The 15,480-nt window shown below is 45.6% G+C and carries 10 protein-coding genes; 4 read left to right on the forward strand and 6 right to left on the reverse strand.

The window, feature by feature from the left end:
• A complete protein-coding gene (locus KUA49_RS00875; RefSeq protein WP_218412088.1) occupies nt 1-933 on the forward strand; it encodes a diacylglycerol/lipid kinase family protein in 933 nt (310 codons plus the stop codon).
• 102 nt (nt 934-1,035) lie between these two features.
• On the opposite strand, the gene KUA49_RS00880 is transcribed toward KUA49_RS00875, so the two are convergent.
• On the reverse strand, nt 1,036-1,740 hold the full coding sequence (locus KUA49_RS00880) for a Crp/Fnr family transcriptional regulator (protein WP_203040859.1): 705 nt from the start codon (nt 1,738-1,740) through the stop codon (nt 1,036-1,038).
• A gap of 223 nt (nt 1,741-1,963) precedes the next feature.
• Here KUA49_RS00880 and KUA49_RS00885 point away from each other — a divergent pair, with 223 nt between their 5' ends.
• The 3 genes from KUA49_RS00885 to KUA49_RS00895 are packed head-to-tail and all read left to right on the forward strand — an operon-like array spanning nt 1,964 to nt 6,661.
• Complete coding sequence (locus KUA49_RS00885) at nt 1,964-3,907, forward strand: glycogen debranching enzyme N-terminal domain-containing protein (protein ID WP_203040858.1); 1,944 nt, start codon at nt 1,964-1,966, stop codon at nt 3,905-3,907.
• Between the two features lie 17 nt (nt 3,908-3,924).
• Nucleotides 3,925-5,193: a glycosyltransferase family 4 protein gene (locus tag KUA49_RS00890; protein ID WP_203051418.1), complete on the forward strand. Its 1,269-nt coding sequence runs from the start codon at nt 3,925-3,927 to the stop codon at nt 5,191-5,193.
• Nucleotides 5,194-5,230: 37 nt separating this feature from the next.
• Entirely contained in the window at nt 5,231-6,661 is a 1,431-nt protein-coding gene (locus KUA49_RS00895) for a glycoside hydrolase family 57 protein (protein WP_203051420.1), read from the forward strand.
• Nucleotides 6,662-6,773: 112 nt separating this feature from the next.
• Here the strand turns inward: KUA49_RS00895 and KUA49_RS00900 are convergent, their stop codons facing one another.
• The 5 genes from KUA49_RS00900 to KUA49_RS00920 all read right to left on the reverse strand — a co-directional run bounded on the left by KUA49_RS00900 (nt 6,774) and on the right by KUA49_RS00920 (nt 15,464).
• Nucleotides 6,774-8,564, reverse strand: a complete 1,791-nt coding sequence (locus KUA49_RS00900) for a glycoside hydrolase 43 family protein (RefSeq protein WP_218412089.1) — start codon at nt 8,562-8,564, stop codon at nt 6,774-6,776.
• A 51-nt stretch (nt 8,565-8,615) separates the two neighbouring features.
• A complete protein-coding gene (locus KUA49_RS00905) occupies nt 8,616-10,622 on the reverse strand; it encodes a glycoside hydrolase family 28 protein (protein WP_218412090.1) in 2,007 nt (668 codons plus the stop codon).
• Between the two features lie 177 nt (nt 10,623-10,799).
• Complete coding sequence (locus tag KUA49_RS00910) at nt 10,800-11,690, reverse strand: Rpn family recombination-promoting nuclease/putative transposase (protein WP_203040853.1); 891 nt, start codon at nt 11,688-11,690, stop codon at nt 10,800-10,802.
• A gap of 173 nt (nt 11,691-11,863) precedes the next feature.
• Entirely contained in the window at nt 11,864-13,462 is a 1,599-nt protein-coding gene (locus KUA49_RS00915; protein ID WP_203051426.1) for a DUF5123 domain-containing protein, read from the reverse strand.
• A gap of 64 nt (nt 13,463-13,526) precedes the next feature.
• Nucleotides 13,527-15,464 (reverse strand): RagB/SusD family nutrient uptake outer membrane protein, encoded by a 1,938-nt coding sequence (locus tag KUA49_RS00920; protein WP_203051428.1) that lies wholly within the window; start codon nt 15,462-15,464, stop codon nt 13,527-13,529.
• Nucleotides 15,465-15,480 lie beyond the last annotated feature (16 nt).

The raw sequence follows: 15,480 nt of genomic DNA on the forward strand, positions 1-15,480 counted from the left end.
ATGGCAGCTAATGAGAATAAGTGGGGACTTCTTTACTGTCCCCGAGGCGGTTGGCGCAGCAACAAGCGCTGGGAAAAGATAGAAAAGGTGCTCAGGCAGCAAGGCGTGGATTACGACTTTGTGCAGAGCGAGAACCAGAAAAGCGTAGAGCGGCTGGTGAAGATGTTTGTCAACAATGGCTATAAGACGATAGTGATTGTTGGCGGAGATTCTGCGCTCAATGATGCCGTGAATTGCCTGATGCAGATAAACGAGGAAGAGCGTAATCAGGTGGCTTTGGGAGTGATACCTAACGGCTTGATGAACGACTTTGCTCATTTCTGGGGATTCGACGACAGTAATATCGAGCAGACTGTGAGTTGGCTCATGAAGCGCCGCATCAGAAAGATAGACTTGGGGTGCATCCGATATACCAACAAGAAGGGGGATAAGTGTATCCGCTATTTCCTGAACTGTATCAATGTGGGCTTCATAGCCAATATCATGAACTTGCGACGCAAGACTCATCATGCCTTCGGCTCCAGAACCTTGTCGTTCGTCCTCTCGTTCATCCTGATGATTTTCCAGCGTCTGGATTACAAGATGAATATCCATATCAATGCGGATGTGATTAAGCGCAGGGTGATGACCATGTGTATCGGTAATGCTTCGGGCTATGGACAGACGCCAAATGCCGTGCCGTATAATGGATTGCTCGATGTATCTGTGGTTTATCATCCGCAGATGACGCAGCTTTTTGAAGGCATCTATCTCTTTGTGAAGGGAAAGTTCCTCAATCATAAGAGTGTGCATCCTTATCGTACCCGCGAAGTGGAGGTGCAGGCTGATCCGCATGCCTTGATAGGCATTGATGGAAGATTGATGAATACGCCAGTGGGGCCTTATAAGGTGACTGCTATCCAGGAAGTCATTAACTTCCTGATACCGGTATAAGATTAAGGGTATAATATGATAATGTGCCATAAGTCATGCTAATAATGACTTATGGCACATTGCCGTTTTGTATTTATCTCTAATCTCTAATCTCTTATCTCTTTATCCCATATCTGCAATCTTCTTCAGCTCTTCTTCATTGAGAATCTTGATTTTTCTGACGTTCGTCTCTATGAGGCCCTCGCTGACGAATGCCGAAAGGGTTCGGATGCAGTTGCTCGTTGTCATGTTTGCAATGTTTGCCAGGTCTTCTCGGCTCAGGCTGCAATCCAGGGTGCTGTCGTCTTTTGCCAACCCGTAGGAGTCGAGTAGAAACAGGAGGGCTTCGGCAAGGCGGGCACGGATGTGCTTTTGGGTGAGGTTCACTGTGCGATCATCCGACTTTCCTATTTCTATGCTCAGGTATTTGATGAAGTAATGACCAATGTTGAAGCTTTTCTGCAACAACTTCATCAATACTGCGATTGGGAAGGAAGCTACCACGCAATTGTCTAATGACATAGCTGCGGTCTTGTAGATTTCGTCAGCGAAGTAAGCTCTGAATCCGAAAAACTCGAGTGGTTTGATGACACGAATAATCTGGTTTTTGCCAGATATGCCATCCTTGAAGATCTTCACCTTTCCCGTGAGCAGGCACATGGCTTCTGTGGGCTGCTGCTCGTTTTGATAGATGAGTTCCCCCTTCTTGAACTTTTTGAGTTCAATATGCTCAAGCAGTAAGTCGAACTGTTCGTCCTCGATACCGCCCCATAGTTTGGCTATTGCTTTAGCCGCTTTTTCCTTGTTGCTTTCTTTCTTTTTGGCCATTATCCTGGTATGTTTACTTGTTCAATTTTGGATTTCCGGGTGCAAAATTACACAAAAAAAATTAAATACGTTCCTAAAAAGGGCTAAAAATATGTTTTATAACATATAAAACTCATTTTTTTCCAAAAAGTATTGACTTTTCTTTTGTCATAACGCAAAAAAGTTGTATCTTTGAATGCAATTAGTAATGGTCAACAAAAATTCAAAACCTTAATATAGATCTATGAGTTATCTAAAATTCGAAAAGGCCCTGATGACTAATTTGCAAGAGTCATTGCCAAAAGAGTTGTTACGTACAAACCGCTCGGGTGCTTATTCGTGCTCAACGATTGTAGACTGTAATACACGAAAGTATCACGGACTGCTTGTCGTTCCAGTACCAGAACTGGACGATGATAATCACGTGCTCTTAAGTTCGCTCGACGTTACAGTGATTCAGCATGGCGCTGAGTTCAATCTCGGATTGCACAAGTACCAAGGCAACAACTACAGTCCGATGGGTCATAAGTACATTCGTGAGTTTGATTGCGATAAGGTGCCTACAACACTTTACCGCGTGGGTGGTGTAGTCCTCAAGAAAGAGGTAGTTTTCCAGCATTATGAGAACAGAATCCTGATTCGCTATACGCTGGTGGATGGTCATTCAGCCACTACACTTCGTTTCCGTCCATTCTTGGCTTTCCGTAGCGTCCGCCAGTTTACACATGAGAATGCCACTGCATCTCGTGACTATTCTGGAGTAGACAACGGAATCAAGACTTGCATGTATGCTGGCTATCCAGATCTCTATATGCAGTTCTCTAAGAAGAACGAGTTTAAATTCTGCCCAGATTGGTATCGTGGCGTGGAATATCCTAAGGAGCAGGAGAGAGGTTATGCTTCTAACGAAGACCTCTATGTGCCAGGATATTTCGAGATGGGTATCAAGAAGGGTGAGACTATCGTCTTTGCTGCCTCTACTTCTGAAATCAAGACCAGTAGCTTGAAGAAGCTCTTTGATGAAGAAGTGGATGAGCGTTCGCCACGTGATAATTTCTTCCATTGCCTGGTGAATGCAGCGCATCAGTTCCATCGTCGTGAAAAGAACGACGACCGATACATCTTGGCGGGCTATCCTTGGTTCAAGTGTCGTGCCCGTGATACATTCATCTCTCTGCCGGGTCTTACCCTCTCTATCGAGGAGAACGACTACTTTGAGTTGGTGATGAAGACTGCCATGCGTGGTTACTATGAGTTTATGGAGGGCAAGCCTCTTACTGCTCATATCTCGGAAATCGAGATGCCTGACGTTCCTCTTTGGGCTATCTGGGCTCTGCAGCAGTATGCCAAGGAGACCTCTAAGGAGGAGTGCTACAAGAAGTATGGTCAGTTTATCAAAGACGTAATTCATTTCATCCAAGACAACAAGCATCCTAACCTGGAGCTGATGGAGAACGGTCTGCTTTATACCAATGGTAAAGACAAGGCTGTAACTTGGATGAACTCTACTGCCAATGGTCGCCCTGTGGTACCTCGTACAGGTTATATCGTAGAGTTTAATGCTCTGTGGTATAATGCCTTGTGCTTCTGTGCATCCTTGGCAGAAACCGCAGGTGATGAGGCTGCTCAGCAGGAATTGCTGGCTAGCGCAGAGGTTACCAAGAAGTCGTTTGTAGATACATTCCTCAATGAGTATGGCTATCTCTACGATTACGTGGATGGCAATATGATGGATTGGAGTGTTAGACCAAACATGATATTCCCTGTAGCATTCGACTATTCTCCTTTGTCGCAAGACCAGAAGAAGAAGGTGCTTGATATCTGTACACGTGAACTCCTGACTCCTAAGGGATTGCGTTCACTCTCTCCTAAGAGCGGTGGCTACAATCCTATTTATGTAGGTCCTCAGACTCAGCGCGACTATGCTTACCATCAGGGTACGGCATGGCCATGGCTCGGCGGTTTCTACATGGAGGCAAGTTTGAAGCTGTACAAGCGTACTCGCTTGAGCTTCGTAGAGCGCCAGATGGTGGGTTATGAGGATGAGATGTCTTATCACTGCCTCGGTACCATCAGCGAGCTCTTCGATGGCAATCCACCATTCTCTGGTCGTGGTGCCATATCTTTTGCTATGAACGTAGCAGAGATACTCCGTGCGCTCGAATTACTAGAAAAGTATCAATATTAATATAAGGAGGACGCTATATGAAAGTTTTAATGTTTGGCTGGGAGTATCCTCCTCATGTATTTGGTGGCTTGGCTACTGCCAACTTTGGTATCACTCAGGGCTTGCATGCCCAGGGTGATGTTGATATTACACTGTGCCTGCCTCATCCTTTCGGCGATGAGGACCGCAGTGCATGTAAATTTGTGGCTATGAACAGTGTGCCTATCGCCTGGCGCGACGTCAATCGTGACTATGTGCAGCAGCGTGTGGGCAACATCATGAATCCTGATGACTATTTCCGCTATCGTGACCACATCTATGCCGACTTTAACTATATGAATGTGAATGACCTCGGCTGTATGGACTTTGCCGGTGGTTATCCATCTAATCTCCACGACGAGATCAACAACTACAGCATCATTGCTGGTGTTGTAGCCCGTAGCGAAGAATTTGATATTATACATGCCCACGACTGGCTGACATTCCCTGCCGGCATCCATGCCAAGAGAGTGAGCGGCAAGCCTCTGTGCATCCACGTGCATGCTACTGATTTCGACCGCAGCCGTGGTAAGGTGAACCCAACCGTGTATTCTATAGAGAAGGATGGTATGGACAATGCCGACTGCATCATGTGTGTATCTGAGTTGACCCGCCAGACCGTGATTAACCAGTATCACCAGGATCCACGCAAGTGCTTCGCCATGCACAATGCAGTGTATCCATTGAAGCAGGAGTGGCAGGATATCCCACGTCCTGACCATAAGGGTAAGGAGAAGGTGGTAACCTTCCTGGGACGTCTCACCATGCAGAAGGGTCCTGAGTATTTCGTAGAGGCAGCCAATATGGTATTGCACCGTACCCGCAACGTGCGTTTCTGTATGGCAGGTTCGGGCGATATGATGGACCAGATGATTTATCTTGCTGCCGAAAGAGGCATTGCCGACCGTTTCCACTTCCCAGGCTTCATGCGTGGTAAGCAGGTATATGAGTGCCTGAAGGATAGCGATGTCTATGTGATGCCATCTGTGAGTGAGCCTTTCGGTATCTCTCCTCTGGAGGCGATGCAGTGTGGCACACCTACCATTATCTCTAAGCAGAGTGGTTGTGGAGAAATCCTCACCAACTGTATCAAGGTGGATTACTGGGATATCCATGCCCTGGCTGATGCCATCTACAGCATCTGCCACAACGAGAGCCTGTTTGACTATCTCTCGGAGGAAGGCAGAAAAGAGGTAGACCAGATTACCTGGGAGAAAGTGGGAGCTCGCATCAAGAATCTCTATCTCAAGACATTGGGATGGAAATAGTGGGCTATTAATAATCAAAAATTAATAATTAATAATTATGAAAACAATTTGTTTATATTTCGAGATACATCAGATTACCCATCTGAAACGCTACCGCTTCTTCGATATCGGTACTGATCATTATTACTATGATGATTATGAGAATGATCGTAGTATCAATGAGATTGCGGAGCGTTCCTATATGCCTGCCTTGAATGCCATTCAGGAGATGATTGAGAAGAACGGCCAGTACTTCAAGGTTGCCTTCTCTCTCTCTGGTGTGGGTATGGAGCAGTTGGAGCTCCATGCGCCTCAGGTATTGGAGAAGTTGCAGGAATTGAATAAGACTGGTTGCGTGGAGTTCCTTGCAGAGCCTTATTCTCATGGTCTTGCTTCCTTGGTCAACGAGATGAGCTTCAAGTCTGAGGTAGAGCGCCAGTGCACCAAGATTGAGGAATATTTCGGCAAGAAACCTACTGTGCTCCGTAACTCTTCTCTCATCTATAGCGATGAGATTGGTGCCGAGGTAGCTGATATGGGCTTCATCGGTATGCTTACCGAGGGTGCTAAGCATGTGTTGGGTTGGAAGTCACCTCACTATGTCTATCATTGTGCGATGAATCCAAAACTCAAGCTTTTGCTCCGTGATATCCGTTTGAGCGACGATATCTCTCTCCGCTTCTCTAACAGCGATTGGGAGGGCTATCCACTCTTCGCTGATAACTACATGAACGAAATTGCTGCCACTCCACAGGAGGAGCAGGTAATCAATATCTTCATGGAGTTGTCTGCTTTGGGCATCGCTCAGCCTCTGTCAAGCAATATCCTCGAGTTTATGAAGGCTTTGCCTCAGTGTGCAAAGGATCGTGGCATCACCTTCTCTACTCCTACAGAGATTTGCCAGAAGATGAAGTCTGTTGGCGAGATCAACGTACCTGATACATTGAGTTGGGTAGATGAGGAACGCGATGTAAGCTCTTGGCTCGGTAACCCAATGCAGCGTGAGGCTTTCAACAAGCTCTATAGCGTAGCCGACCGTGTTCGCATTGCCAATGACCCACGAATCAATCAGGACTGGGATTATCTGCAGGCAAGCAATAACTTCCGCTTCATGACCACCAAGCCAAGCAACGTAGGTTTGGATCGTGGCATCTATTCTAGCCCATTCGATGCATTCACCAACTATATGAATATCCTTGGTGACTTCATCTCCCGAGTAAACAACCTTTATCCTACTGAGGTGGATAATGAGCAGTTGGAGGGACTTCTGACTACCATTACCAACCAGGATCAGGAAATCGAGATGCAGGATAAGGAGATTACCCGTCTCCAGGCTAAGATTGAGAAGATTGAGGCAGAGGTAGCTAAGCTCCGTGGAGAGAAGGCGACTAAGGCTTCAGCTAAGAAGCCTGCAGCAAAGCCTGCTGCCAAGAAGGCTCCAGCCAAGAAGACAGCAAAGGCTGAGCCTACAGAAGAAAAGAAGGATTAGATTTTAGATTACTCATAACTATTAATCCCCCTCGCTGCATTGGTTTGCGGTGAGGGGGATTTTTTATTTCCCAAAAATTATACATTGATCATAACGAATCCGGAAGGAAGCGTTATTTTTCAAAGTGAATCCAGTCGATATCGAAGAAGGCTGCATCGTTTTTCTTGGCTGTGCGGGTATTGAAGAAACCGAGTTTCGCTCCAATCCACTTGCCTTCACGCACGGTAAACGGATTGCCTATCTTGATGAACTTCTTGCCATCCAGGCTGTAGCTCCATTCTGCGATAGCCTGTATCTGGTTGGCGATGCCCTTGCTGTGTACCTTTACACGAAGCCATACGTCCTGTGTGGCGATGCGGGATGAAGGAATGTCGTCTACGGCATATTTCACCGTGTAAGGCTGAGGCTGCTTGCTGGTCTTGATGGCAATCTGTTCTACCACTTTCTCAGCTTTTCCCTTCTCAGCCTTCTCGCAGGTTACATATTGCAATACAACACCTTCGTCCTTGGTATCAACAAACTTGAGGGCTGCATAGTCCATGCCCTGCATAATCATACCGGCGCTTTCGCCCAGTACCTTATCTTTCTCCTTGTAAGCCTCTGTACGGTTAGGAATGAACTTAACCTTCGCTGTGGCTGTGAAATTCTCTGTAGGGAGCTTCTGGAGCAGCAGGTTTGGCAGATCATACAGGTTCTTTACATCTTCTGCCTGCTGCACGCCATAGAGACGCAACTTGGATTTCTTGGCATCGCAGAAGTACCAGTACTGACTGTAAGGACCATTCCACTGCCATTGCAGACCGAGATCTATGCTGTTGAAATCATCCGATTCCTTAGGCTGGAAGTTTCCGCTTGATGGCAAGTTTGGCTTCTTCCATTGCTGAACAGGGTCGCCGCAGCCGTCGCCATCCTTGTCGTCGCCGATAACGAGCCAGTCGTTCACCCATTTGGCTGGTTGCAGATGCACCACACGTCCGTAGGCATGCTTATCCTGGAAATGGAGGAACCAGTCCTCTCCGTTCTGTGTATCTACCCAGGCACCCTGGTGAGGACCGTTTACCTTCTTGTTCTTTCCCTGTGCCATGCCCACATACTCCTCGTAAGGACCGTATGGATTCTTTGAACGCAGTTCTACCTGCCAGCCATACTTCACGCCGCCCGCAGGACTCATGATGTAATAGTAGCCGTTACGCTTGTAGAACTTGGTGCCTTCGATGGTAGGCTGGTCTTCGTGACCATCATATACGATGCGTGAAGGACCAATCACCTTGGTGCCGTCTGGTGACATAGGAGCCACGAAGAGCACCGATTTGATGCCGGCTCTTGAACCGGCACAGCCATGCGAAAGATAAGCTTTGCCGTCTTCATCCCACAGCGGGCAGCAGTCTATCAAACCTTTTCCCTTCATCACCCAAGTGATAGGCTCCCAAGGACCACGAGGATCTTGTGTCTTGGTCATGAAGAGACCCTGGTCTGGATCGCCGCAATAGATGTAGAACCATCCGTCGTGATAGCGGATAGAGGGTGCCCACACATAGTTGCCATGCTGAACTTTCTTGCGCCAGTCCAAGTCTGTGCCCTGATACTCTGGCAATACAGGATAGTCATTGAGTAGGGCAGCTCCGATAATCTCCCAGTTTACCAAGTCGGTGCTGTGCAGAATCTGCAAGCCTGGGAAACACTGGAAGGAAGAGGAAGTCATATAGTAATCATTACCCACGCGACATACATCTGGGTCAGAGTAGTCGGCGTCAATCACCGGGTTGCGATACATTCCGTTCTTCACGTTCGGATTCCATGTATGTGAAGCAGCCTTCTGTGCGTTTACTCCCATCGCTGTGAGTGGAGAGCTCAGAGCGATGGTTGCGAGAAGGCACAAGAGTGAATGAGATTTTATTTTCATTGTTACCGATAATTTTTAAGTAAACTATTCCGTTACCTATTTTTAAGTAACTTATTTAGTTACGTATTTCTTGTTGTTGAAAACGTAGATACCTTTGTTGAGGCTCTTCAAATCATCAGCCTTAGCATTGCTCTTTACCACTCTGCCGCTCAAGTCGTAAACGTTGTTGTCGGCTGGCTGGGTGATGGCTGTTATATTCTTGATGCCTGTAGATGTTTCTGTATAGAGAGTGAACTGCAAGATGCACTGCTTTACCTTTGGAGTGAAAGTAAGCGTGTGTTCTACTGGTGAATTAAACTCCACAGTATAGTTCTTCACGCTCTTGTCCTTTGGGAAAATGTAGGTGTCTGCATCATAGCTCGTACCATTAATTTCACCGATATAGGCATCAGCAGTATCATAGTTGTTACGGCCCTCAATATCCATCTTGGTTATCTTTACTCCATCAGGAATGATGATGGTGTATTGGTTGGCGCTAAACTTGATATAAGTAGTACCTGAACCGACATCGTATGACTTTCCCTTCTCGTTGCTGATAGCGAAGCCATTGCTGAATGAACCGGCTTTCTTATCAGTCAAAGTCTTTGAGTTCAAAGTGAAAGGACCCTTTGTGTCTGTTACGGTAGAACCTGTAGATGTAGCACCACACTGGTCATCCCATGTAGAATCAAACTTCTTGAGCCAGATAGAACCGCTGCTTACGGTAATCTTAGAGTTGTTCTTGAATACGAGATTATCTACAAAGCGGATATCGATGCCTTTCTTGGCTGAAATCTGCACGTTGTCGAGTGTCACGTTCTTGATGTGGCTCTCAGGGCGACCTACCAGGAAGATGGCATTGCCATCGCAAACATCTGTAGTCTTCACGTTCTGAAGCAGAATGTCGGTGTAGGTTGGGGTAGTGCTATCCAAAGCTCTTGCATTTGCCTTATCTACGGCAGGATCGCTGTTGTAGTTCTTGTCGTAGAAGCAGTCGATAGAGAATGGATTCTTCACGTTGGTCATGGTGAAGTTGGTGAACTTCCAGTCTTCCTCACCACCGCCACGCAGAGTTACCTTGTTAGTTGTTTTATCTACATCTTGACCAGTCTTCATGCGGATGCCCGCAGTAGTACCGTTCATGGTGATTTGATCAAACCATACATGCTTGATGTTTTCGGTGAAGCTGCCGATAGAAGCTCCGTGACCCGTTCCGAAATAGCAGTTCCATACATGGATATACTGTGCATCGTTGTCGCAAACTACGTTGTCATCTCCGTTGCTGATGTTACAGTTGTAGATATTAACGTATGGACCCCAGATAGAGATACCATCTGTATTATGAGATGCCTTTCCCTTGCCAGCTTCAGATGAAGGTTCACTGATGGTTACATCATGGATGGTTGCATGGCTAGCCTTACCGCTGTTGCTGATGGTGATGTTCACACCCGGAGTATTCTGAATCTTGAAGTTGCGGAGCAAGAAGCGCTTGCCCTGCTCGAAGCGAATCATGGCACCAGGATTGAAGGTTTCACCATTCTCTCTTGCGAGCCACCAGCGTGCGCCCTGACCGTCGATGATGGAAGTTTCTCCTTCACCCTCGATAACAACGTCGGTAACGTTCTTGCCCTTGTTCTTTCCGCCGATGAAGACAGTCTTGGTATTAGGAGCCTTGCCATATTCCACGAGTTTCAGGGTGGCACCTGCGCAGAGGTGGAGGATGGTCTTCGCCTTGATGCTGAGCACTTCGGTCTTGCTGGTCATCTGGTCTGTGCTACCAAACATCCAGGTACCTGCAGGTATTACGACCATACCGCCAGTTGAAGGAACCGCATCAAGAGCTTTCTGGATAGCCTTGGTGTTATCTGCAGCAGATGTAGAGGCACCATAATCCTTGATGTTAAACGTATTTGCCGAAGTGATAGCAGGCAACTGAGGTAAGTTGACTGCAGTCCAACCCGCAGGGGTGTTCTGTGCGTTCTGCTCAGCAGTGATGCCGGCAAAAGTTTGTGCCTTGGCAAAGAAAGGCACAGCCATGAGTGCAGCGAGCACGATGGTTTTAATCATTTTTCTATTCATATTTTTTAGGTTTAATTTCTTTTTGGCAAAGTTACTACTTTTCTTTCGATTACTGATGCAATCAGTATAGAAAAAACACGAAAACGATTACGCAATTTATCAGCCTTATCTTTATGAACTATAATAGGAAACAAAAAAGTGCAATGCTCCAAGTAAATAAGCATTGCACTAGATTTCTTATGATTTCAATTTCTTGATTTCTTCAATAGATAGGCCTGTAGAATTAGCTATGATATCCAAAGGGGTGTTATAGGTCAGAAGCTTCTTGGCAATTTCCAGGCTTTTCTTTTTTTCTCCTTCTTTCATGCCTTTCTCCATGCCTTTCTCCATACCTTTCTCCATACCCTCTTTTATGCCTTTGTTAACGGCATGCTCAAGTGCTGCATAATTGTCCCACATGACCATCATGCTGTTATCATATTTCTCCTGTTCTTCTTTTGTCAGGGTCTTGGAGTCAGCGATTTCTGCCAATCTCTTGAATATCTTGTGCTGAGCCTCAAAAGGCATTAGTTCTAAAGTCTCCATATGCTTTAAATTATAAATCCAACAATCAAAAAACGTAGTACATTCTGCTTCTTTCTTTTTAAAAAGAGGCATCACTAAGTAGATAAAACGGATTTTGTTTGAATAAACCTCTCCGCTTTCCTTATCTGCAAGCACAACATCTGTTCTGAACTTCTTTGGCGTATTTTCATCTACATTAAAGTTCATGAAGCAGATTACATAAACAGGCGTGAGATGATAATCCCATCGTCCTTTTACGCCTTGATCTACTATCGTTTTTGATGCATAGTAAAGAGAACGGTCTATGAAGTAGGGCTGACTCTTGTTTTGCATCTCAACAATAATGTGCTCACCTGTGTCAGTTTCGCAAAAGACGTCGTAGATGATTCCTCGCTGGTCTTTTGTTTCTGGCAACATCTCTTTGTCCTTAAACTTCACATCCTTGATGTGCTGTTCTCCCAGGAGAAGCTGGTTTAAGAATTCTATCAGCAAGTCCTTGCTGTATTCCTGGCCGAAGATTCGTTTGAACGACCAGTCTGTGAATGGGTTGATGTATCTTGCCATATCTTTGCGATGTTATGTTCACGTTGCAAAGATACGCTTTTTCTTCGTAACTTCCAAGAAAATAATTGTAAAAATGAGATAGAGAATAAGAGAAAATAAAAAAAAGTGCAATGCCCGACTTTTGATGAGGACATTGCACCTTTAATCATATTATTTATCAGATGTAAGTACTATTACTGTACAATCCAGCGTGGGTCGCCGAAGTTACCATACTTACTCTGGTATTTGTCTTGGATAGTGAAATCACCTGTTGAAGGTGATACCCAAAGTTCTGTAGATGAAATATCTGCAGGATCTCCAATATGCAACTTTGACTTCCAAGTGTATTCATTGGTATAATATACATCAACGAATGGAGCGTTCTTGTAACTTGTTGCAGTTGCATCTGCCAACGCTGCACTCTGACCGATGAGGGTGTTGCTAACGTTAGGAACAATATTGTTGTTCTTGTTGGTATCGATGAGATACTTACTGCCCACAACTGCGTCATACAATGTACAGTGATCTACATTTACCTTTGTCATGCTGTTGGCTACAGCAATCATAGAACCTGCTGAGAGATTAGTGATGGTAGAGTTGGTGAGGTTTACTGTTTCCAACTGTGCCTCTGGAGCATCTTTACCTGCTGCCAACACACCATAAGAACCGATCTTATTGATTAAGCAGTTGTTGAAGTTGATGCTACCGATGGCAGGTTTAATTTCCTTCTGCAGACGGATAATACCACGGGTATTCTTGATATTACACTTATCGAACTGAATAGAACCGATGTTATCGTCCGTGTTCAAGTTGAGGATGTAGTCTGCGCTGTTGTCCTTATTCTCCAAGTTGAGGTTGTAGAAACGGATGAGATCTTTTTCGCCCTCAATCTTGATTTCCTTCACCTTCCATGTAGAAACGGCACCAGATGCTCCCCAGAAGTAGATGCTCTTGATGTTGGCTGGGATAGTGAGTCCCTTCTGTTCGCCAGTATCAGAACTTGTCATCTGGTAAGTTGCATTCTTAGGCATAACAATGACAACCTTGTCTGATGTTGCTTCCTTCAAAATGGTACCCAGGTCCTCGCCCTCGGCAAGAGTCATGACATCAAAGCCTTCAGGGTAAGCTTCGGTAGTCTTGAATGAATAAGTACCTCTCAGATTCTCCTTGTTCCACAACTTCACCTTGTATGAAGAGTTAGCCTTCAAGCCAGTAATGGTCAGCTTACCTGCTGCAACGTCCTCGGCAGTGAAGTCAACCTTGGTAGAATCTTCTGAACTCTTGTAATAGTAAACAGCATCGATGGTCTTACCTGCAATGAAGCTTACGGTAGCTGTGCTTGATGTAACATCAACACCTGTGATAATCTGTTCAGCCTTGGTCTTAAACTTAAACTTATCCAAGTATTTCCAGTTAGAAGACTTTCCGTCTAAGCTGCGACCCTTGATACGGATGTAGTACTCTGTGTTTCCATCCAGATTGTAGATGCTGTCAGGAGTATCTACAATTGTTGAGTCAACAACGCTATGATCGGTGCCGCCCATAGGAATATCGTTGTACAAAGAGTCTGTGCTGTACTCAATGATGTAATAGTCGGTGTTTGGCATCTTCTTGAAGCTCACCTCAGCGCGGTCGTCCAGAGGAGTAACCGAAAGTTCGATAGAGTGGAACAAGCGGTCGTAGCTAGCGTCAACACTCCAGTCATTGTCATCGGTACAAGATGTCAATGAAGCAAATCCCAGGAGCATGAGTGCTCCGGAGATTGCGCTTTTATTAATTTTAGATAAATTCATTATTATTCAAATTTTATCTTTTATTAGAATGGTTGATGAATTGCTGTTTTATAGCAATCGCTTATTAATACCCATAAGAATTACTCAACTTGCCCTGTGAATCGGCGATACTTGATGTAGCGATAGGGAGTAGGTAGCGGTTCTTTACAGTTGTATTGAGATATGAACTGATGAATGGCAGTTTGCCTTTAAGGTTCTTCTGGTCCTTATCGGTTACCTCTGCACCCCACCAGGTTACATTCTCGTAGCCGGCTGTATTCTCAGGAACTTCATACCAGCATACAGAATTCATATCAATCTTTTCATCTGTAGCAGTCTTGATGGTCTTGTAATAGAGCTTAGCAGGATACTCATTGATCTGAGCCTCATAGTCAGCCTTAAACTGGTCTATCTTCTTGCTCAGGAGGTTCCAGCGCTCCAACTCATATTTACGTACACACTCACCTGCAAACTCCCAGGCATTCTCGTCAACAATGGCATTGAAGAATGCATCCTTGTCAGAAGAAATTCCAGCTACGTATGCCTTGGCATCAGCCTTGTTGGCATCAGCGAAAGCACGCTCGTGTACCATGCCGAGAGCGTCACGGGCACTTAATCCGTTTACGCCACCTGTAGTAGCGTCAGGATTGCCGTTAAGCTCATTCATTACTTCAGCATACATCAGAAGAATCTGAGAGTAGCGCAGGGTAATGAAGTTGATACCTGTACATACCTTTTCTGTACTTCCCAAGGCAGCCTGACGCCATTCCTCACTCATCTTACGGATATCCCACTTACCGCAGTAGATACCGAATGGTGCGTTCTTGTCGAATGACTCTTTCATCACACCATCTGTCTCCTTCAGGGTGTAAGGAACACAGGTTATGTCACGACGCTGATCTTTGTGGTCGTATGACCAGAAGAGAGGAGCTGTCATCTTAACCTTACCAGATGAGTTACCCTTCTTACCATAGCGTGAAGAAGAACCATTAATGCGAACACCGATGGTATAGCCTAACTCACCACTTCTGTTAACGCCCAGTGCTACTTCGAAGAGATTCTCGTAGTACTTGTCATCAAGCTTGTTCTGGTTGATGAGATACCACTCGTTCTCATAGCTTGGGTTCAACTGGTGAATGCCCTTACTGATGATTTCATTGAGATGAGTCTGTGCCAACTTATAATACTTGGTACGCTCAGCTGCACCTGGACGCTGTGTAGGATAGGTAGGGTCGCTGTTCTCTGTAGCAGTCTCATATCCGTCTTTCTGACTTTCGCGGATAGCCCATCCAGCACGCTGCAAGGCAATCTGTGCGAGCAAGCCATGAGCATAGCCCTTGGTGATGCGCTCTGTGGTATATGAGTTCTCGCCTACCCAGCAAAGGTCTGGGATAGCTCGCTCCAACTCTACGATCATGCTGTCCATGATTTCATCACGGTCGGTCTTGCCTACGTAGATGTTGCTCAAGTCTGTCTTAGTTCCTTCCAACTTCATTGGCACGTCACCGAAGTTTCTTACCAGGTTGAAGTAGAGGAGTGCTCTTACTGTGATAGCCTCAGCACGGTAGCGATGCATCAGTTTGATGTTGCTCTTGGTTTCATTGCCACTCTGTGTGTCGAAGTTGTTTACGAGCTCGATTACATTGTTGCTGTATTCGATACCCTCGTAAAGCTTGTCCCAGCTGGTCTGAATCTTAGACCAGCTACCAGCTACCATGTTGAAGTTGCAGACACCACGCTCACTGTTGGTCTGTGAAGTGGTAGATGCGTCCTGACCATCTATCAGCTCAATATCTGAGTTGGTACCGAGGGTGATACCCATCAACTGTCCGTAGATACCCTCTTCTGTCAGTTCACCATATGCCTTGTTCAATACAAGACTAGTATAGTAAGGTGAAGTTGCTACCGCATCAGGAGTGTGCTCCGAAGGTGACTGCTGATCGAGGAAATCACTACATGATGTTGTTGTACCGAGCAACAATCCGCTTATCAATAATGCTTTAAAAATATTCTTATTCTTCATTGTTATATCCTCCCTT

The sequence above is a fragment of the Segatella copri genome, assembly GCF_019249655.2.
Taxonomy (GTDB): Bacteria; Bacteroidota; Bacteroidia; order Bacteroidales; family Bacteroidaceae; genus Prevotella.